This window comes from Halioxenophilus aromaticivorans, from assembly GCF_042850945.1.
GTDB classification, from domain to species: domain Bacteria; phylum Pseudomonadota; class Gammaproteobacteria; order Pseudomonadales; family Cellvibrionaceae; genus Halioxenophilus; species Halioxenophilus aromaticivorans.
This window is the reverse complement of sequence record NZ_AP031496.1, coordinates 3,897,457-3,916,361: the sequence shown is the minus strand read 5'-3', so window position 1 is coordinate 3,916,361 and position 18,905 is coordinate 3,897,457. Positions and strand designations below refer to the sequence as shown.

22 protein-coding genes and 4 tRNA genes are annotated in these 18,905 nt (G+C 51.7%); 17 read left to right on the top strand and 9 right to left on the bottom strand.

The genetic code is table 11. The features are described from left to right. Window positions 1-12: 12 nt before the first annotated feature. Complete coding sequence (locus ACGHM3_RS16785) at window positions 13-543, bottom strand: ACT domain-containing protein (protein ID WP_345425343.1); 531 nt, start codon at window positions 541-543, stop codon at window positions 13-15. A 35-nt stretch (window positions 544-578) separates the two neighbouring features. On the opposite strand from ACGHM3_RS16785, the gene ACGHM3_RS16780 reads away from it, so the two are divergent. Then, window positions 579-803, top strand: coding sequence for a YheU family protein (locus tag ACGHM3_RS16780; RefSeq protein ID WP_345425340.1), 225 nt, complete (start codon window positions 579-581; stop codon window positions 801-803). A 15-nt stretch (window positions 804-818) separates the two neighbouring features. After that, window positions 819-1,463 carry an alpha/beta family hydrolase gene (locus ACGHM3_RS16775; RefSeq protein WP_345425337.1) on the top strand — a complete coding sequence of 215 codons (645 nt, stop codon included), beginning with the start codon at window positions 819-821 and terminating at the stop codon, window positions 1,461-1,463. Window positions 1,464-1,538: 75 nt separating this feature from the next. Here the strand turns inward: ACGHM3_RS16775 and ACGHM3_RS16770 are convergent, their stop codons facing one another. Then, window positions 1,539-1,907, bottom strand: coding sequence for a hypothetical protein (locus ACGHM3_RS16770; RefSeq protein ID WP_345425334.1), 369 nt, complete (start codon window positions 1,905-1,907; stop codon window positions 1,539-1,541). A gap of 299 nt (window positions 1,908-2,206) precedes the next feature. On the opposite strand from ACGHM3_RS16770, the gene tusA reads away from it, so the two are divergent. Continuing rightward, complete coding sequence (gene tusA / locus ACGHM3_RS16765; protein WP_345425331.1) at window positions 2,207-2,461, top strand: sulfurtransferase TusA; 255 nt, start codon at window positions 2,207-2,209, stop codon at window positions 2,459-2,461. A 67-nt stretch (window positions 2,462-2,528) separates the two neighbouring features. Here the strand turns inward: tusA and ACGHM3_RS16760 are convergent, their stop codons facing one another. After that, a complete protein-coding gene (locus ACGHM3_RS16760) occupies window positions 2,529-3,227 on the bottom strand; it encodes a hypothetical protein (RefSeq protein ID WP_345425329.1) in 699 nt (232 codons plus the stop codon). 177 nt (window positions 3,228-3,404) lie between these two features. Here ACGHM3_RS16760 and ACGHM3_RS16755 point away from each other — a divergent pair, with 177 nt between their 5' ends. Genes ACGHM3_RS16755 through ACGHM3_RS16735 form a run of 5 tightly spaced genes read left to right on the top strand, consistent with a single transcriptional unit; the run spans window position 3,405 to window position 7,469 of the window. Continuing rightward, entirely contained in the window at window positions 3,405-3,884 is a 480-nt protein-coding gene (locus tag ACGHM3_RS16755) for a gamma-glutamylcyclotransferase family protein (protein ID WP_345425326.1), read from the top strand. 26 nt (window positions 3,885-3,910) lie between these two features. Then, window positions 3,911-4,474, top strand: coding sequence for an elongation factor P hydroxylase (locus tag ACGHM3_RS16750; protein ID WP_345425323.1), 564 nt, complete (start codon window positions 3,911-3,913; stop codon window positions 4,472-4,474). A 2-nt stretch (window positions 4,475-4,476) separates the two neighbouring features. After that, a complete protein-coding gene (locus tag ACGHM3_RS16745) occupies window positions 4,477-5,400 on the top strand; it encodes a 5'-3' exonuclease H3TH domain-containing protein (RefSeq protein ID WP_345425320.1) in 924 nt (307 codons plus the stop codon). Continuing rightward, a complete protein-coding gene (locus ACGHM3_RS16740) occupies window positions 5,397-6,524 on the top strand; it encodes a 4-phosphoerythronate dehydrogenase (protein WP_345425317.1) in 1,128 nt (375 codons plus the stop codon). The genes ACGHM3_RS16745 and ACGHM3_RS16740 overlap by 4 nt, the downstream gene beginning before the upstream one ends. 9 nt (window positions 6,525-6,533) lie before the next feature. Further along, entirely contained in the window at window positions 6,534-7,469 is a 936-nt protein-coding gene (locus tag ACGHM3_RS16735) for a class I SAM-dependent methyltransferase (protein WP_345425314.1), read from the top strand. A 2-nt stretch (window positions 7,470-7,471) separates the two neighbouring features. On the opposite strand, the gene ACGHM3_RS16730 is transcribed toward ACGHM3_RS16735, so the two are convergent. Further along, window positions 7,472-7,888, bottom strand: a complete 417-nt coding sequence (locus ACGHM3_RS16730; RefSeq protein ID WP_345425311.1) for a hypothetical protein — start codon at window positions 7,886-7,888, stop codon at window positions 7,472-7,474. A gap of 36 nt (window positions 7,889-7,924) precedes the next feature. Next, on the bottom strand, window positions 7,925-9,139 hold the full coding sequence (locus tag ACGHM3_RS16725) for a pyridoxal phosphate-dependent aminotransferase (protein ID WP_345425308.1): 1,215 nt from the start codon (window positions 9,137-9,139) through the stop codon (window positions 7,925-7,927). Between the two features lie 102 nt (window positions 9,140-9,241). Here ACGHM3_RS16725 and msrB point away from each other — a divergent pair, with 102 nt between their 5' ends. Continuing rightward, window positions 9,242-9,682 (top strand): peptide-methionine (R)-S-oxide reductase MsrB, encoded by a 441-nt coding sequence (gene msrB / locus ACGHM3_RS16720; RefSeq protein ID WP_345425306.1) that lies wholly within the window; start codon window positions 9,242-9,244, stop codon window positions 9,680-9,682. Next, window positions 9,679-10,356, top strand: a complete 678-nt coding sequence (locus ACGHM3_RS16715) for a DNA-3-methyladenine glycosylase I (protein WP_345425303.1) — start codon at window positions 9,679-9,681, stop codon at window positions 10,354-10,356. Before msrB ends, ACGHM3_RS16715 begins: the two co-directional genes overlap by 4 nt. Before the next feature lie 62 nt (window positions 10,357-10,418). Here ACGHM3_RS16715 and ACGHM3_RS16710 read toward each other — a convergent pair whose 3' ends face one another. Continuing rightward, window positions 10,419-11,192, bottom strand: a complete 774-nt coding sequence (locus ACGHM3_RS16710; RefSeq protein ID WP_345425300.1) for a hypothetical protein — start codon at window positions 11,190-11,192, stop codon at window positions 10,419-10,421. Between the two features lie 370 nt (window positions 11,193-11,562). Here ACGHM3_RS16710 and ACGHM3_RS16705 point away from each other — a divergent pair. From ACGHM3_RS16705 to ACGHM3_RS16690, 4 genes are all read left to right on the top strand, one after another. Then, a tRNA-Glu gene (locus tag ACGHM3_RS16705) sits at window positions 11,563-11,638 on the top strand. Window position 11,639: 1 nt separating this feature from the next. Next, a tRNA-Gly gene (locus ACGHM3_RS16700) sits at window positions 11,640-11,715 on the top strand. A gap of 178 nt (window positions 11,716-11,893) precedes the next feature. Next, window positions 11,894-11,969: transfer RNA gene (locus ACGHM3_RS16695), tRNA-Glu, on the top strand. 2 nt (window positions 11,970-11,971) lie between these two features. Continuing rightward, window positions 11,972-12,047, top strand: a tRNA-Gly gene (locus ACGHM3_RS16690). A 473-nt stretch (window positions 12,048-12,520) separates the two neighbouring features. On the opposite strand, the gene ACGHM3_RS16685 is transcribed toward ACGHM3_RS16690, so the two are convergent. Beyond that, window positions 12,521-13,387, bottom strand: coding sequence for a LysR family transcriptional regulator (locus ACGHM3_RS16685; protein WP_390517276.1), 867 nt, complete (start codon window positions 13,385-13,387; stop codon window positions 12,521-12,523). A 462-nt stretch (window positions 13,388-13,849) separates the two neighbouring features. On the opposite strand from ACGHM3_RS16685, the gene ACGHM3_RS16680 reads away from it, so the two are divergent. Genes ACGHM3_RS16680 through queF form a run of 3 tightly spaced genes read left to right on the top strand, consistent with a single transcriptional unit; the run spans window position 13,850 to window position 16,410 of the window. Then, window positions 13,850-14,791, top strand: coding sequence for an ABC transporter ATP-binding protein (locus tag ACGHM3_RS16680; protein WP_345425294.1), 942 nt, complete (start codon window positions 13,850-13,852; stop codon window positions 14,789-14,791). Then, the gene (locus ACGHM3_RS16675; RefSeq protein WP_345425291.1) at window positions 14,788-15,561 is read left to right on the top strand and encodes an ABC transporter permease; all 774 of its coding nucleotides are present in this window, start codon (window positions 14,788-14,790) and stop codon (window positions 15,559-15,561) included. Before ACGHM3_RS16680 ends, ACGHM3_RS16675 begins: the two co-directional genes overlap by 4 nt. Window positions 15,562-15,564: 3 nt before the next feature. After that, window positions 15,565-16,410: an NADPH-dependent 7-cyano-7-deazaguanine reductase QueF gene (gene queF / locus ACGHM3_RS16670; protein ID WP_345425289.1), complete on the top strand. Its 846-nt coding sequence runs from the start codon at window positions 15,565-15,567 to the stop codon at window positions 16,408-16,410. 65 nt (window positions 16,411-16,475) lie between these two features. Here the strand turns inward: queF and ACGHM3_RS16665 are convergent, their stop codons facing one another. Both ACGHM3_RS16665 and ACGHM3_RS16660 read right to left on the bottom strand, forming a co-directional pair. Beyond that, window positions 16,476-17,849, bottom strand: a complete 1,374-nt coding sequence (locus ACGHM3_RS16665) for an adenylate/guanylate cyclase domain-containing protein (RefSeq protein ID WP_345425286.1) — start codon at window positions 17,847-17,849, stop codon at window positions 16,476-16,478. 240 nt (window positions 17,850-18,089) lie between these two features. Further along, window positions 18,090-18,854 (bottom strand): hypothetical protein, encoded by a 765-nt coding sequence (locus ACGHM3_RS16660; protein WP_345425284.1) that lies wholly within the window; start codon window positions 18,852-18,854, stop codon window positions 18,090-18,092. Window positions 18,855-18,905: the final 51 nt, after the last annotated feature.

Below are 18,905 nucleotides of genomic sequence, written 5' to 3'. Positions count from 1 at the left end.
GTGGAGGCGTGTTTATGCCTCTTGACGATCTTCGAAGGCGATATCCAGGCCCAGCTCTTCAGCGATGGTGTCCAACGCATCACCCAGCTCGGCTAAATTGACGTCCTGTGGCATATGCGCTTGGCCATGGGCGGTAAACATGGGCTCCCCGGACCAAGGCATGCTGGAGCACTCGCTGGACAGCTCAACCAAATTAATGCCTCGCTTGGCTAAGGCCTTGGAAACCTCGCGAATGATGCCGGGGCGATCGGGGCCGACAATGGTCAACTTGAACGGTTGTGCACTGTTGCGTGTAGGTTGTTTTTCAACCAGCTGGCTGGAAATAGCAAAGCCCTGTTGAGACAATTTTTGCAATGCGCCTTGCAACTGGCCTAAATCTTTTTCTTGCACGGCAATGGCAACAATACCGGAAAATTTTCCGTGTAAGTGCGCTAACTGGCTTTCTAACCAGTTGCCTTTGTTGCTGGCGATGACATCCGCCAGAACTTCCACAACGCCGGGGCGATCATCGGCAATTACAGTCATTATTAAATGTGCGATCATAATCGTGTTAACACCATTGGTTCGCGTAGTAAGTCATGATTATCCCCTATAACCAGTTATCCCAGGAAGCCCTGCAAGGGGTCATAGAAGAATTTGTCACTCGTGAAGGCACAGATTACGGTCACGAGGAAATCAGTTTCGCTCGTAAGTGTGCCCAAGTACAAGAACAATTAAAGGCGGGCGACATCGTCATTGTCTACAGCGCAGATGAAGATACCGTGAATCTCGTGCCTGCGGATAATCTGTCCCCAAACCTGTGACTTACACTATAGCTCATGTCTGATCATTCGAAACGTGTTGGCCATTGGTTGGTCGACCAGCCTGCACAGCCGCGTGGCGCGCTTTTGTTGGCTCACGGCGCAGGGGCGGGGATGGAACACCCTTTTATGTCTGCTATGGCACACAGCCTCTGTCAGCAAAGCCTGTTGGTCGTTCGCTTTAATTTTGAATATATGGCACTGATCGCCGCCACAGGCAAGCGTAGGCCGCCCGCCAAAATGCCCGTGCTCGTGGCGGAGTTTCAGCACCAGCTGGAAGCCGCCGCAAGCCATTGGCCCGGGCTGTCCTGGTTCATAGGCGGCAAGTCCATGGGGGGGAGAGTCGCCAGTATGGCTTTAAATGACTGTCGGGCAGTGGCAGGGGTTTGTATTGGTTACCCATTTCACCCGCCTAAAAAGTACAGTGACACCCGTTTGCAACCTCTCCAAGACGCCGAAAAAGCCATTTTAATAATCCAGGGAACTCGTGATGCCCTGGGTAACCAAGAGGAAGTATCGGGTTATAAGTTGGCCGCTAGCACGCAGCTGCTATGGTTGGAGGACGGTGACCACGATTTAAAACCGCGCAAAAAGAGTGGTTTTAGCCAACAACAACACATTGTAAGTGCGGCCCAGGCGATAGCACAATTTTGCTTGGCCTAACGTCTGGCAAGTTGGACTGCCGGTGTTACCGTCTGGCGATGCTATTAATGTGCGTAGCTTTGATGGGCGCCGCTGTTAGTGGACGACCGTGTCAGTGATTTCGACGTCGGTGAGCATCCACTCGGCCAGGCTCAGCCAGCACTCGATCAGCTCTTTTAAGAGTGCACGTTCCAGCGCGCGCGGGTTGGTGCTGTGTAAAACCTGCTCACCCAGTTTGGTCAGTTCAACAATGATTTGGCCGATGGTTTCGATGTTTAAATTAAGGCCCAGGTAATCTTCCGCCACCGCGCCTTGCCTTCTTCGTTGAACTTGTATTTCGTTTTGCAGTCGTTTAGCGAGGACAGGAGACGATTGCATAAGCAGAATGTACGTCTCACGCAGGTTTATGGGGGTGAGTGCCACTCGAGTAGCGCTGTAATCTAGAGCGGGTTGCATAGCCATCATGAACTGCTGTTATTCCTTTTTCATTGTCATCTAACTTCGTCTGCCGTGAGTACTAATGAGCGCTCCCGGTGTAGATAAATTTGCTGACAGGGCATTGTTGCCACAAAATGCTCTTCTTTGAGCCCTTTGGCATCAATCAATCCATGTTTTGAGTTTAGCAGTGAGTCGCAGAATATCTTGATTTCAAGTTAGAAAAGTAAAATCGTTACCGTAAAAATAGAAATTTGTGCCTAACGCTCGTTCATTGGCGACTTATTAGGATAAATTTTCATGCAAAATAAGGTGCCAATATTTAAGTTATGTCTAATGCAATTTCCCACATGGATCTCTCCCACGATCACTTTATCGACGCGTCAGGGTTGCTTTGCCCGGAGCCGATAATGTTGTTGCACAATGCCGTGCGCGACGCTGAATCGGGCGAGGTCATCAAGATGCTTTCCACAGATCCTTCCACCAAGCGCGATATCAATCGATTCTGCGAATTCTTGGGGCACGAGTTGCTATCGGAAGAAGAGCAGGGCGGCGAGTTTTTGTTTTGGTTAAAAAAAGTATGAGTGAACACCTTGGCGAAATGCCAAGGTGCTAACGGTTGCATGGGTGAAGTGGTTTGGCAGGCTGCTGTTAGCTTTGTTCAACTAGCAGCGAGATCGCGGCCATGGCTTCGGGATCTTGTGCCTTAATTTTGTTGGCGATTTGATGTTGGAAAAAGTAACGGAAGCTGTCACTGGACTGAGCCGGGTACAGGCATTCGTCGCCAGGTAAGATTGGGGTGCTGACCACTTTATCCTCATCGGCTAACATCGCTAATATGGTGCCATCCTGTAGCAATTGCCAGCTGATTACTTGAGTAAGAGTAAGGCTTTGAAACCCGTTATCCGATAAAACGGCGTGGGTGCCAATGGTATCGGGGATTTCTTGAATTACTGAAAGGTCGTCTTCACTTTGCAGCTCGTAGTACTCCGCTGCGGTTTCTAGCTCCACTACCTTGTGAATGGGGGCTTCAAAAAATACTTCATCAATCCCAGGGTCGTAATATCCCTCCCAAGTACCATTGAGTGGATCGCAAATGTCAGTGCATGGCACGATATCGTTAAGCCAGGGCACCAATGCGACAACATCACCATTGGCGCGCAGGCCCCATGCCAAAATCTGTAGGCTGTAGAGAACGTCACCGCTGGTATCGTTAGAGTAGAGGATTTCCAGACCATCCAGCTCAGGGGCGAGCCGAATAAAACGGTCGTCGTGCAGTTGCGAGAGGGTCTTCCCGCTGAAGAGATCGACCACATTATCCGTATTGCGGCCATTAATTGAGGTCTTCATGATGTACCTCCATGCTGTGATCGAATGTACGAATGTACACCGGTAGGGGATGGATGAATTGGCACCACCACTACATAAGGTATATTGTGTTTCCAAAAAGCACAACAACTAGTTGCAAAAAAATGACAGCTCTGCATTATGCGCGGTTCCGTTTTGCTCAATGGATAGGATAGTCCCGTGACCGAGTTCTATTTCGCCTACGGCTCCAATATGAATTCAGAGCGTATGAAGGCCCGCCAAGTTCAATTTGACCGCTGTTTTGCCGGCAGCTTGCCCAATACCGCGTTAAAATTTAACAAACGCGCGCCGTCGGCCGGAAGCGGCCACGCCAACGTGGCGTATGCGCCGGGTAGCCGTGTTGAAGGTGTGGTATATCGAGTTTCCGGCGAGCCCTGTATGCGCGCGCTAGATCAATTCGAAAGCGCCCCTAGAGCCTACAGCCGGGAAATATTCTGGCTATCGGTGGAGGGCAAACCCCTGGCGGCCTGGGTGTATATCGGCAACCAAGCCGCTTTAGCCGAAGATCTTGTGCCCGAGCGCTGGTATCTCAATCATCTGTTGGCCGGCAAGCAATATTTATCGGCCAAGTATTACCAGCAGTTGCAGACGACGCCTTGCCTCGACATAGACCCGCCCGACCGTCCGGTGCATTTGTAAGAAGCGTTACTGTAATGACAATTGGCATGCCCGGTCCCTCAATCCTTGATACCCAATCTGAGCATCTTGCCTGCGACATAGAGCGGCTTTTCAACCGCTGCTTTGCTGCTAGCCAGCTAACGCAATTGGTCGGTGGGTGTATAGAGCCTTTGTATCGTCCGGCAGCAGATGGTGGTTTGCACACCATTTTTTACAGCCACGATTATTTTGCCAGTGCCCTGCACGAAATAGCCCATTGGTGTGTTGCCGGCCGCCTTCGACGCCAGCAAGAAGACTACGGCTATTGGTACGCACCGGATGGCCGCAGTCAGTCGCAACAAGATGAGTTTGAACGCGTGGAAGTAAAACCCCAGGCGCTGGAATGGCTGTTCAGCGCGGCCTGCGGCTTTCGGTTTCGAGTCAGCGCTGACAACTTGGCATTGTGCTGTGGCCCCAGTGAGGCATTTAAGGCCAATATCGTAGGCCAGGTACATCAATACCTGGCCCAGGAAATCCCCCCGCGCGCCCGCCAGTTTTGTGACAGCCTAGCCGATTATTATGGCGGTGATTATCGACGCCGCCACCAATACCATCTTGAGGCACTGCGCTAGCCATGGCCACGCCCCTGTTGCTGGTGGATGCCAGTATTTATATTTTCAGAGCCTATTTTTCCATGCCTGACCACTGGCACAGCGAAGACGGGGTTGGTACTGGTGCGGTTTACGGTTATTGCCAATTTCTGCTCAGTTTATTGGAAAAAACCGGCGCGTCGCAGCTGGCTTGTTGTTACGATGAGAGCCTTACCCAATGCTTTCGCAATCAGGTGTATCCTGCCTATAAGGCCAACCGTGAATTGCCCGATCAAGACTTGGCCTTTCAATTAAAGGCCTGCCGTGAGCTGTCTTCTTTAATAGGCATTCCCAGTTACGCCAGTGCTGAATACGAGGCCGATGATTTAATCGGCAGCCTGCTGGCTTGGATTAAAGGTCAACGCCTGCTGCGGGCTAGCCCTGTGGCGGTGGTGACGCGGGATAAAGACCTAGGCCAGTTAATCATCGACCCAGAAGACTACTTGTGGGATTTTGCTGCCGACGCGCGTTTCTATCGGCCGGACATCTTCGACAAGTTCGGCGTAAATCCTGAGCAGCTAACCGATTACCTTGCCTTGGTGGGTGACAGTGTCGATAACATTCCAGGGGTGCCCGGAGTTGGGCCAAAAACCGCCGCTGCTTTATTGGCTGAATTCCCAGATATTGAAACGGTGTTTGCTAACTTGGATTCACTGGCCAACATGCCCATACGTGGTGCTAAATCTCTGGCGGGCAAATTGAGTACCCACCTAGAGCAAATCGCCTTGGCCAAAATGCTAGCCACCATCGTGTGCGATGCGCCACTGGAGAATTGTGCTCACGGGCAATTATCGCGGCAATGGTTAACACCACAAGCTCCCCAGTGGCAGGCGCTGGAGCGGTTTTGTCAGACCATGGGGTTTCCTAGAGCGTTCACTCGTATGCAGAAGGTTTTAAACCGGGCATGAAAATTTTAGCGGATCAAAATATTCCCCACTCAGAAACGTTTTTTGGCCAGCTAGGGCAGGTGGTGCAAGCGCCGGGCAGAAATCTAACGCCTGAGCAAGTAAGCGATATAGATGCCTTAATTGTACGCTCGGTAACCCAGGTGGATGCCAGCTTACTGGCGAATTCCCCCGTTAAATTTGTCGGTACCTGTACCATTGGTACGGATCATTTGGACATCCCCTATCTGAATCAACGTCAAATCAGCTGGGCTTCCGCTCAGGGCTGCAACGCCAACTCTGTGGTGGAATACGTTTTTACCGCGTTAGCGCATGTCCGTCCTAATTGGCTTAACCTGAGTGTCGGTATCATTGGTTGCGGCAATGTGGGCGGGCACCTCTACCGCAAGCTGCGTCAGCTAGGTGTGACGGTACGAGTGTACGACCCTTTTCTTAATGCCAATGATGTGCCGGATCTCACTACCCTAGAGCAAGTGCTAAAAGCTGATATTGTGTGCGTGCACACACCACTCACCCGGGGCGGTCCTCATCCGACCTTGGGGTTATTGGGTGCCGCGGAGCTAGCGACTATGCAGACAAATGCCGTGTTACTCAATGCTGGCCGGGGAGAGGTCATCGACGGCGCTGCACTGGCGGCACACTTGGACGCCCAGCCAGAATTTAGCGCGGTTTTGGATGTATGGGAAAACGAGCCCAACATCGATACAGCATTGATGCAGCGAGTTAGTATCGCCACACCACATATTGCCGGTTACAGCTACGACGGCAAGATTGCCGGCACGGAGATGATTTACCAGGCCCTGTGTGCGCATTTGGGCATTGAGCCGCAGATAACCGCGCAGCAGGTTTTGCCGGCCAATAGCACAGTGCAATTGTGCGCTATCGAAACCACCAATGCCTACCCGCTGGCAGCGCTGTTGGGCCAAGCCTACAATATTTTAAATGACGACCACACCCTACGTACTGCGCTGAGCCAAGCGGCCGAGCAGGGTAGGCCCCTGGGCCCAGAATTTGATGCCCTGCGAAAGAACTATCCACAGCGACGAGAATGGCACCACTTTACGCAGCCCGCAGGCAAACTTGCCGACGGTCTCAGCCAAGTTTTGACAACACTTGGGTTTAAATAACGAAATAGAATGACGCACTTTAATTGTTTAATTGAACCGCTGGTTCAGGCGATGCAGGCCCTGTTTGCAAGCCACAGTAACGACAGCAAACGTTTGCTGCACGGGCGCGGCAAAACCATCGCTGGCTGTGAACAGATTAACGTCGATTGGTTTGCTCCGGTGGTGTTTGTTACTGTTTATGAGCCCGTGGCGGTCGATTCCTGGTCGGACTTGCTCGCGCCGGTTGGGAAGCAATATCCAGGTGTGCAAGCGATTTTGGTTCAGCATCGATACCAAACCGAATGCCCCACAGAGTTGGTGTACGGTGTTGCACCCGAGCAGCTGTTCGCTAAACGAGGCGCTTTGGCGTTTGAGCTGGCGCCCTTTAAGCAGCAAAATTTAGGCTTTTTTCTCGATATGGAGCCCGGCCGGCAATGGCTGGAGCAGCGCTGTAAAGGCAAACGCGTATTGAATTTATTTGCCTACACCTGTGCTTTTTCGGTGGTAGCGGCCCAGGCCGGTGCCGCCAGTGTGTTAAATGTGGATATGAGCAGCCCGGCCTTAAATGTGGGTCGCCGCAACCATATTGGCAACCAATTGGCCCAGACCGATGTGAGTTATTTAAAAGAGAATATATTAAAGAGCTGGGGGCGAATTCGTAAGCGTGGCCCCTTTGATATCGTTATTTTTGACCCGCCGTCGTTTCAAAAAGGCAGTTTTGTCGCCAGCCGAGATTACGGCAAATTAATTCGAAGAATCCCGCAATTATGTGCCGCCGACGGCGAAATACTCGCGTGCTTAAACGCTCCGGAGTTGGATGAAGGATTTATTCGAGATTTGTTTGCCTCCGAAGTGCCCAACACCTGCCAGATTACGCGGTTGCCTCCGCACGCAGATTTCCCCGATGTGGACCCAGAGCGCAGCTTAAAATTGTTCACATGTGCTTACCGATCGGCTGCGCAATAGCGTTATCGCAGGCGCTGGGATTGCTCAAACAAATGCAGTACCGCCGATTGAACGTGATCGGATGAGCCTGACTTCAACGCAGCACGGATGGTGGCAATGTGGGTTTTTCCGGGGTGTTCTAGGTTGGGGATTCGGCTGGGCGAAGACAGCAGCGTAAACGCCATATGCGAAAGCGTGGCTTGGTCCAGTGCCTCCTGGCGAATGGGCGATAAATAGCTGATGTAACCGGCCTCGGCCAACCACACCATGGTGGCAAAGCAGGCTTGATGCCGTGGGCTGGGTAAGCCGAACTCATCGGGCTCGGCGGAACCTGCGATGTCGTCAACGAATAACTGCACCTTGCGCGGAAAGTTGCGAAACAGAGCGACCAAAATAGCCGCGCTGTCGCGATGAAAATCTGCAATATGAATATCAGCCATGGCCTAAACCCTAAATCAAATTGAGCGGCCTGCGCGTTATTTCTGATAGCGGTCTAAAAACGCAGCTAAACGGTCGATGGCGTGTTTTAGGTCGTCTTTGCGGGGCAGGGTAACAATGCGGAAATGATCCGGCTCGGGGTAGTTAAAAGCGCTGCCTTGCACTAGCAGTATTTTTTCTTCCAGCAGAAAGTCCATAACCATTTTTTCGTCGTCTTGGATTTTATGCATGTCCAGGTTGAGCTTGGGAAACACGTAGATGGCGCCCTTGGGCTTAACGCAGGACAACCCCGGAATGTTACTGATGCCTTCCACTGCCACGTTGCGCTGCTCGTATAAGCGGCCGCCGTTGATGACCAAATCGTTGATACTCTGATAACCGCCCAGGGCGGTTTGAACGGCAAGCATGGCCGGCACGTTAGCGCAAAGGCGCATGGAAGACAGCATTTCCAAGCCTTCGATATAGCCTTTAGCGCGTTTTTTGTTGCCGCTTACTACCATCCAGCCGGAGCGAAACCCTGCCAAACGATAGCTTTTAGAAAGGCCATTAAAGCTGATGCACAGGGTATCGTGCACCAAGCGGCCCATGGGAATAAATTCGGCGTCGTCGTAGAGTATTTTGCTGTAAATTTCATCGGCAAAAATGACCAGACCTTTGGCGCTGGCTAGGTCAACGATCTGTTGCAAAAGATCCTGGCTGTACACCGCTCCGGTAGGGTTGTTGGGGTTGATGATGACAATGCCCCGGGTGCGGTCAGTGATTTTGCTTTTTATGTCTTCAATGTCTGGAAACCAATCGGCCTGCTCGTCACAACGGTAGTGCACTGGGTTGCCACCTGCCAAGCTGGTGGCGGCTGTCCAAATCGGGTAATCCGGCGCCGGTATCAGTACTTCATCGCCGTTATTCAACAGCGCCTGCATGGCCATCATGATAAGTTCGCTGACACCGTTACCCAAAATAATGTCGTTAGTGTCGACGTTGGCCACTTTCAGTGTTTGGCATTCGTGCATAATGGCTTTGCGCGCAGCGAACAAGCCCTTGGACTGGGTGTAGCCTTGTGCCTCACGCAGATTGGTTATAACGTCGTGAATAATTTCATCCGGTGCATCAAAACCAAAAGGGGCGGGGTTACCGATATTGAGTTTCAATATGCGGTGGCCTTCGTCTTCTAGGCGCAGGGCGTGGTCCAGTACTGGTCCCCGGATGTCGTAGCAGACGCCGTGGAGTTTGTGTGATTTATCGATAGTAACCATAACAACTAAACCAATAATTCTGTGCTGTGCGTAACTTGTTTAGATAAACCGGGTTAAAGCCCAAAAATTACAGCATCAGCCCGCCAAAAAAGGGAGGCGATTATGACAGAGAAAGCAGCCAATGACGATGCGCAGGAAGAACAGTGGCGCAGTAAATTAAGCCCGGAGGAATACCGTGTTTGCAGGCAATGCGGCACGGAGCCCGCGTTCTCAGGCGAGTATTGGGATACCAAAACCCAGGGCGTTTACCAGTGCAAGTGTTGTGGTGAGCCGCTGTTTAATTCCGCTACCAAATACGATTCTGGTAGCGGTTGGCCGAGCTTTTATGAGCCGGTTGCTGCGGGCGCTATAGAAGAAACAGTCGATAAAAGCTACGGCATGGTGCGCACTGAAATTCGTTGCCGAAAGTGTGGCAGCCACCTAGGCCACGTTTTCCCTGATGGTCCTCGGCCCACTGGCCTGCGTTACTGTGTTAACTCGGCATCGCTCAATTTGTTGCCGCAGGATGCCGGCGAGCCGCAAAGGGATAGCAGCTCTGAATGACTGTACCGTTTGAAGAAATAAAACAGCGAGCCATAGGTTTTAAAGGCCGCTCGGCTGTGCAAGCCGCCCACCTCCCAGCGGTGAAAACAGATCAAAAGCTGATCGATCAATCGGATGCGTTCTATTTGTCCACTATGACTCGGCGTATCTTTCAGGCAGGCCTAAAGCATAGTGTGATCAATGCCCGTTGGCCCGCTTTTGAAGCGGCCTTTGCCAACTTCGACCCATACACCAACGCTATGATGAGTGATGATGAGATGGATGCCCACATGGCCAACACTAAGCTTATTCGGCACCTGGGTAAAATGAAGTCCATCCGTCACAATGCCAATTTGGTTTTAGAGGTTGCCAGGGAGTACGGTAGTTTTGGCCGGTTTCTAGCACAGTGGCCCGGCAGTGATATTGTCGATTTGTGGGGTTGGCTGAAAAAGCGGGGCAATCAACTGGGAGGTATGTCTGGCGCGCGATTTCTGCGTATGGCCGGCAAAGATACGTTTCTCATCACAGAGGATATCGTGGCGCTGTTACGTTCGTTAGAGGTGGTAGACAAAACCCCCACAGCGAAACGAGATTTGGCCAAGGTACAGGCTGTCTTTAATGAATGGCAAGCGCAGAGTGGCTTGCCGCTTAGTCACATCAGTAGGATTGCGTCGTACACGGTGAATACCCCTTAATGGGAGTAAAGCATATCCAGTAATACGCAAGGGCATAGTCGGTAGCAGGGCTTAGGATCTGGTTAGTCGTATATGGCCTTTTTCTTCCAGCTGTCTTCACCCGGTACGCTGCCCCAGTCGGTGCCATCTTGATTAGCTTCTGGGTTGGCAGCCGGTGCATGTTCTTCAGAGGCTAACTCAGTGTACTTGATAATCATCCGGTCCAGTTCGCCGCGCAGCTCTTTGTGGTCGGCATTAAGTTTCTCTTTGCTCATCAAATTGCGAGCCAGTGTGTAATAGTGTAGGGCCATGCGGGGTTTTTTCTCCAGCTCAGCCTCTTTTGCTTGGGCAACGTAACCGTCCACTGAAATGCCTAACACCAAGCTGCGGATACTGGCTTGGTAGGCGTCCATCTCCTTGCCGGAGACTCTACCGCGCTTGTTTAGCCGCTGGATAAACTGGTTGAGCTCGGTAAGGTATTGCTTTACTTCTTTGCCCTGCTGGGCCGATTCCAGGCGCACGGGTTTGCCGCGCGGGGGCTTGCGTTGTACTTCCGATAACTCTTGGGTAAAACTGGCCAGCTCGTCGATGTAGCGTTTTTCTTTGGGCTTCAGTGAACTCAACTGTTGGGCGGCGTCCACTAACTGGCGATGCACCAGCAGGGATAGGTCTTTTGGCAGATATCCCTCAGGGAAACCACTCAGTAGGTAGCGAAAATTCTTAATGCGTTGCTCAAGCTTGCTTACGATGCGTTCCTGTTGCTCACGTTTTTTGTTCACGGTTTGAACAAAAAAGGCATAACACACGGTTGCAATCAGCAATACGATGACAGCACTGATGATATAAACTGAAGTCATAATGTTGGTGTACCCCGAATCTCTCGCTTTGGAAGCGCTTACTAATGGCCGGTAAAGAACGGGCGCGTTAATTAGCTTGCTTTCATATGAGCGAACGCGCACCTTTGGTCGTTGGCTGTGCGCCAGCCAGACACTTTTTGTTACCCTCAGTATAGACGCAGTCTTTGTGATTGCTTTTCTATATGAGCCAAGGGCGATGGAAATGCACTGACGCTGACCAGTGGTCGATCATCCATTAGCCAATACGATCATTCTGTAAGTGATTAAAAATAAAAAGGTTTGAAGGTGTTGACAGGTGCCTGATGGGTACATAGAATGCGCCCCACTTCTGATCGAGGCAGTCATCAAATTGCTTAGATCAGTGTCCTGAGTCCCCTTCGTCTAGAGGCCTAGGACACCGCCCTTTCACGGCGGTAACAGGGGTTCGACTCCCCTAGGGGACGCCAAGCGGGAATAGCTCAGTTGGTAGAGCACAACCTTGCCAAGGTTGGGGTCGCGAGTTCGAGTCTCGTTTCCCGCTCCAATTTCTAACGGAATTTAGAGTATTGGAATGTAGGATATATAAGTATGGCTGCTAGCACCAAGTGCTCGTCGGTCGTCTAGGTCAAAATCGTTTGGTGATGATCTGGAATCTCGCCTTCGCCTTCGGGTGATTCGCTTGCAGAGTGTTAAATTCTGCGCACCACATCTTGTGGCTCTTAGTCCCCTTCGTCTAGAGGCCTAGGACACCGCCCTTTCACGGCGGTAACAGGGGTTCGACTCCCCTAGGGGACGCCATTGCGGGAATAGCTCAGTTGGTAGAGCACAACCTTGCCAAGGTTGGGGTCGCGAGTTCGAGTCTCGTTTCCCGCTCCAGTTTCTTAATATAGGTCCGGGTGTTCTTAAGGCCTATACTGCGTAAGATAATGTCTTAGTGATGCATAGCTGCGTGAAACTTCGACTACGTCTCGATTCACTCGCGCCATCCATGGCGCTCGCCCTACGGGCAGCTTCGCTGTGCAAATAGGCTTCCTGCCGATTTGTCCCGCTCCTGTGCCATCGTTAATGACGAAGAGCCTAATGATGAGCAGCCAGCAGCCAGCAGCCAGCAGCCAGCAGCCAGCAGCCAGCCCAATAGCCAAGCCTTTGTAGAGTCTCAGCGTCTGCGGGGGGGCTTTCCGTCATGTCTTTGTTGTGACTGTGTGGCCAGCGGGCTGGCTGTAGTTATTCAGGATTGTATTCATTGCCCATTGTCAGGATTACCACAACGGGTTTAGCCGCTTTTTCAGCGGCGTTATTTTTCACGCCCTCATGGGTCAAACTCGTTCCAAGGCGCTTGCTAAGTGGCCTTAGGCTGATTGGGGTAGGGGATGGCGTTTGTTGGCGCAGACTTCGGATAGGTTGTCGATCAGCCAGCGGTGGAGTGGGTCTTGGGTGGCTCGGCTGTGCCAGGCGGCAACTATGTCGAAGTAGGGCGGTTGCTGGCGGGTGGGTAGTATCTCGAATTCTTTATTGTCGAGTAGGCGCGATGGCATCAAGGCTACCGCGTTGTAAGCGTTAATAAAGGTGGGGGCTAGGGCGTAGGAGGGGACGGACAGGGTTGTGTAGTGGTTCAGGTCTAGGCTGTTTTCCCACTGGCTTACCATATGGTCTAAATGCGATTGTGTGCGTGTGAGCACCAGGTGTTGGCGGCGCTGAACCTCTGTCGAATCTTTCCGTTTGCGGGCGACGCAGACGTAGGCGTCGCTCAGTAATTTGCGTTTGGCGAGTATTGGCGGTAGTTGGTGGTCTTCGCCAATGGCTAGATCAATCTGGCCCTGGGTAAGGGCGCTTTCGATGGAATCTTCGCACAAGGATTTGATGACCAGCTGCATCCTGGGGCAGTGTTGGTGCAGGGCTTGGGCAAAGTCCGACAAAATAACCAGCTGGGCGTATTCGCTGGCGGCAATGACGTAGCTGCGCTCGGCCAGCTCCGGTTTAAAGACTGCAGGTTCGCCCACGCCTTCCAGCTGTGTGATAACGGTTTTTAATACCGTGCCCAGCTCATCGGCAAATGGTGTGGGGACCACGCCGTTTTTGGCGCGCACAAAGAGCTTGTCATCGAATGCTTGGCGCAGTTTCTTTAATTGCTCGCTCACCGCTTGCTGGCTAACGGACAGCTTAGTAGCAACGCGGGTGATGCTGCGCTCCTCAAGCAGAGTGAGTAGCAGTTTCATTTGTTTAATATCAAGCGAGTCTAGCGTCATTGGCGGGCGCGGCCTGTTCATTATTAGGGGTGATGGGTTACGCACTGAAGACTAAATCAAACTGGGGTATAGAAATTTGTCGGAGCTCACGCATTGGTCAGAATTTGCCGCCGGATGACAGAGCTTGTGATTGTTGTCATAAAAAATTGACGAAATTGTTCAAATAAACTCGGTAGACCCAGTTAAGCATGACCTTTCGTGGCGATGTCTGCCTTTTGGGTATCGGCGCGTTGGCCAGCATCTGGCAGCAAACGTGGTATCATGGCGGCTGCTCTGTGCAGCAGCACCGAGCCGGCCGCCAGCGTCTAACTGTGGCCGGGCAATATTGTGGCATACAATTAGCTCCACGTTCCTCCGGCGAATCCTCTACCCCGACGCGTAGGGTTTCTACCTCGCGCCGCTTAACCTTGTTTTTGGAAAGCGAAAGAAAGTATGACGTCTGCATTAAAGATTGAAGGCCTGCGCAAAACCTATGGCAACGGGTTTGAAGCGTTAAAAGGCATAAGTTTGGATGTTGCCGAAGGCGATTTTTTTGCGCTACTTGGCCCTAACGGCGCAGGCAAATCCACCACCATTGGTATTATTTGCTCGCTGGTTAAAAAAACAGCAGGTCGAGTTGGTATCTTTGACTACAACATCGATCAGCAGCCTGCTCTGGCCAAAAAGATGTTGGGCGTTGTGCCCCAGGAATTTAATTTCAGCCAGTTTGAAAAGGTGTTTGATATCGTGGTCAATCAAGCGGGTTATTACGGTATGCCCCGTCACGATGCAAAGAAAGCCGCTGAGAAATACCTAGTCAAATTGGGCCTGTGGGACAAAAAAGACACCGCCAGCCGCAATTTATCCGGTGGCATGAAGCGCCGGCTAATGATAGCCCGAGCCCTGGTGCACGAGCCTAAGTTGTTGATCTTGGACGAGCCCACCGCCGGTGTGGATATTGAACTGCGACGCACCATGTGGTCGTTTTTGCAGGAGATCAACGAGGCTGGTACCACCATTATTCTGACCACCCACTATCTGGAAGAGGCCGAGAGTCTTTGCCGCAACGTGGCCATTATTGATCAGGGTAATTTGGTGGAAAACACTAGTATTAAGTCGCTGTTGCAGCAATTGAACCGAGAGACGTTTGTGTTCGATACTCGCGACGATTTGGCCGGCGATTTTACCCTGCCCAATTACGACATCACCCGCGTGGATAACCACAGTTTTGAGTTGGACATCGATAAAGAACATTCCCTTAACGGGGTGTTTAGCCAGCTGACTAGCCAGGGCATCGAAGTTACTAGTATGAGAAATAAAGCCAACCGGCTTGAGGAATTGTTTGTGCATTTGGTTGAGTCTTCCAAGGCGCGTCAGCAGGAGGCCGGCGCATGAATTGGACAGAACAGTGGATTGCTTTTAGCACCATTTTAAGTAAAGAAATACGACGTTTTATACGCATTTGGGTACAAACCTTATTGCCTCCGGTGATTACCATGAGTTTGTACTTTGTCATTTTTGGCGCCCTGATTGGCTCGCGTATTGGACAGATGGAAGGCTTTGATTACATGGCCTTTGTGGTGCCTGGACTAATTATGATGAGCGTTATCACCAACTCCTATTCCAACGTGGTGAGCTCCTTTTTTAGTGCAAAATTTCAGCACTTTGTGGAAGAATTGCTGGTGTCTCCAACGCCCAATTACGTGCTCTTATTGGGCTATGTATTGGGCGGGGTTGTGCGCGGTTTGATGATTGGTTTTATTGTAACCGTGGTGAGCAGTTTTTTTACCGACCTAGAAATCCACAATCTGCCGGTAACCGTGGCCATTGTGTTTTTAACCTCGGTGTTGTTTGCCTTGGCGGGTTTTGTAAACGCGGTGTTCGCCAACTCGTTTGACGATATCAGCATTGTGCCTACCTTTGTGTTAACTCCGCTAACCTATCTTGGGGGTGTTTTTTACTCCATTAGCTTACTGCCTGAGTTTTGGCAGAAAGTGAGCCTGTTGAACCCTGTGCTGTATATGGTAAATGCCTTCCGCTACGGCTTTTTGGGTGTGTCCGACATTGATATCCGGTTTGCCTTCCTGGGCATCGGCGTTTTTATTGTTGCGCTATTTTCCTACGCGCTTTATCTGCTCAATTCCGGCAAGCGACTGCGGGGTTAACCCATGGCACACGATGAACACTCGGCCCAGGGCAGCGGCCTAGGTAAACACACGGATTACATCAGCCAGTACGACCCCAATCAGTTGTACCCCATTGCCCGCAAGGTGGCCCGGGATAACCTGGGCGTGGCGGGAAAGTTGCCCTTTGACGGCGTGGATTACTGGACGGCGTGGGAGTTATCCTGGCTCAATGCTAATGGTCTGCCCCAGGTGGCTGTGGCGGAGTTCGCTCTGCCAGCCATCAGTGATAGCATTATTGAATCTAAGTCGTTTAAGCTGTACCTAAACTCATTTAATCAAACCCGCTTTAGCTCCTGGCAAGAGGTAGAAACCCGCATGCAAGCGGATTTGAGCCAGGCTGCCGGAGCACCGGTGGTGGTGAGTTTAATGACCTTGGCTCAAGCACAAGAGCGCATGCCACTGTGTGCACCCACGGGGCTTTGCATAGATGAGATAGAGGTGGCCATAGAACACTATGAGCCCGCTCCAGAGCTGCTTAAGCTGGACGATTCCCGGCAGGGTTTGCGAGTCAGCGAACAGCTCTACAGCAACCTTCTGAAGACCAATTGCCCGGTAACAGGCCAGCCAGACTGGGCCACTCTTTGGCTGGAGTACACCGGGCCGGCCATCAATCACGCCTCTCTTTTGGCCTACGTGGTGTCCTTTCGCGAGCATCAAGACTTCCACGAGCAATGTGTTGAGCGTTGTTTTCTGGATATCCAAGCTCGGCTTAAGCCAGATCAACTCAGCGTGTATGCGCGGTACACCCGCCGTGGCGGTTTAGATATTAACCCTTTCCGTACCAGTGGTGCCGCCGCGCCCGGTAGCTGGCGGCTAGTACGTCAGTAGCCAGGTAGGCTTGGCAGCAGGGTGTTTTAAAGGGTGTAATGGCAGGGAAGCCGTTTCGACAATCGCTAATCGTTTTCGCGCAGTGAATCTAGCGCTTTTTCTAAGTCTCCAATCACCTTATCGCGCTCGTAATTACGCACTTTATCCAGGTCCAATTGCATAGTGAATCCTTCGGTATTGGTTTCTAAATAGGTTTGTGCGCCGCCGAGGTTTTTGCGCAGATCGATCACCTGATAGACCTCAATGGGGTAGCTGAAGCCTTTGGCCTCTACCATGCCCTTGTTGGTGCAAAGTATGGTGTCTTTGATCAGTGACCAGGACTCGTGGGAAAGTAATATCTCACCGGGGTCTGCTGCAGATTCCAAGCGGCTGGCTAGGTTAACGTGGGTACCCAGTACGGTGAAGTCCAAATGGTGGGCTTTGGCGCCGAAGGTACCCACCGTACAAAAGCCGGTGTTGATGCCCATTCGGATCTCGAGTTTGCGCTTAATGCCCTGGCGAAACCAATGGTTTTGCAGCACCTTCATGCGCTTACGCATGGCTATGGCCATGGATACACAGCGCAGGCAATCTTCCTTGGCACCACGGGTTTTGCCGTCGCCAAACACCACCATGATTCCATCGCCCATAAACTTATCCACCGTGCCGCCAAAGTGCGCCACGATTTTGGTCATTTCGGTGAGGTAGGTGTTCAAAAGTGCGGCCAGGGTTTCTGCTTCTAGCTCTTCAGATAGGGCGGTAAAGCCCTGAATATCGGAAAAGAAAATCGTTAAGCGCTTGCGATCGGTTTGCAGCATTTTGTCATTTTCGGTGGTAATGGCATTCCACACCGTGGGCGACAAATAGCGAGATAGGCGGAATGCCCGAGATTTCGTACGGTCTAGGTCTTCTTCTAATTCGCCGACCTTGGTATTCAGCGCTCTATTGCGTTTGTTCATAAACAAACCGCTCAAAGTGACATAAGCCCCAACGCCGATTAGGGCCGTGGCCGAGGTGTTCACTTCACTGCTGGCTTTCCATTCGGGAGGGGCAATCAAACCACAGCTAACGCAGCCTATGATGAAAGAGATGTTATCTTCCAGCCATTTGCGGCTACCACCAGTAACGGCGGCATTAAATTGAATAAGGATGGCAAAAAGAACTGTGGGCAGCGTCTGAAAATCCGCTAAACATAGGCTAACGCCGATAAGCGCTGCATCTGCCCAGCCGATGTAGCGGTCCAGGGCGGCTTCTTGGCCCGGGAACCGAATTTTCGCCATGTAGCCGGACACCACCAAGTAGAGCAGCATAAAAATGGCAAAACCAATGGCTAACCAGTCGATATCCGGCCAACCGCGGTAGGATACTAATGTGCCAGCCGCAGAAAATATAACCAGCGTGCGGAAATAGAACTGGCGTTGGGGCAGAAACCAAAGGTCAGTGTTACCAGGTTTACTCATAAAGCGGGAGTGATCCACAGCAATCTTGTCGCTGTTTGTAGAATAGTTTTCGCATACAGAGCCCCTATTTAAAATTGTTAATGAACGGGGACCACGTCAAACAAAAAAAACGACATTCTGTTTTCAAATAGGCGCCACTGCCACAGCGTGGCGCAACCAGACGGCGATTCTACAAAGGTTTGTGGTGAGATACCACCAACAGGCGGCACTGAATGCCACGCCTGTGGTGAGGGGGGTGCGCTACTTCACTCGATTCAACAGCTGGGGAACTGAGGCGATAGGGGCACCGTGATTGAGCTTTGTTTGCAGGCTGGCAATTTGGCTTTGAGCCAGATTGAGTTTGGCCTCGAGCAGCTTAACCCGGTTGTCAGAGGCGCTAAGCACCCGCACGCGCTGTTGTAGCTCTTCGTGAAGGTGCTCAAGATTCTGATTTACCTGCGATAGCGATGTGATGTTGTTGGCCTTTTCTGCAGTGGGCTCGGTGTTTGACGTGTGTGATTTGAGCGATTCAGTGGTCTCTTGATTAGCATTCTCAGCGTCTTGTGCGCCAAGTAATTGCTGGTGCAGCGATATGATCCGGCTGTAGCCTTTTTGCAGCGTTTTCCAGTCGGGTTGGCCATTGGCCAGGTTGGGGTTTTCCTGTGCGGCCAATTCCGCTGTGAGGATTGCTTGGCGCAACAACAGCGCTCGCTGAAGCTGGCCTCGCGCGGCCGGTGCATTACCCGGGAAGTGCGCTGTTTTCGCCATCACCCTCTGTAGGGTGGCAGTCAGTTCCAGTTGTTTTTCCAGGTTCTGGGCATAGTTCGCCCGTGCCGAACTGCCAGGGTTGGTGCTACTGGTGGCGCAATCGCTAGTGCGGCCCACAAAGGCTGGCGTTAAACGCTGCTTTATAAGTTGTTTGATTCTCGTCTGCCGTTGGCAGCTTAGCGATGAGAATGCACCCAATGCCACCGTCAGCAATCCTGCGCTGAAGGTCACAACAAAGGGCCAAAGTGGTTCATTCATATGTAATCCATAGGTAATTTCCGTATCGACAATGACTTATGTCGGCAAGGC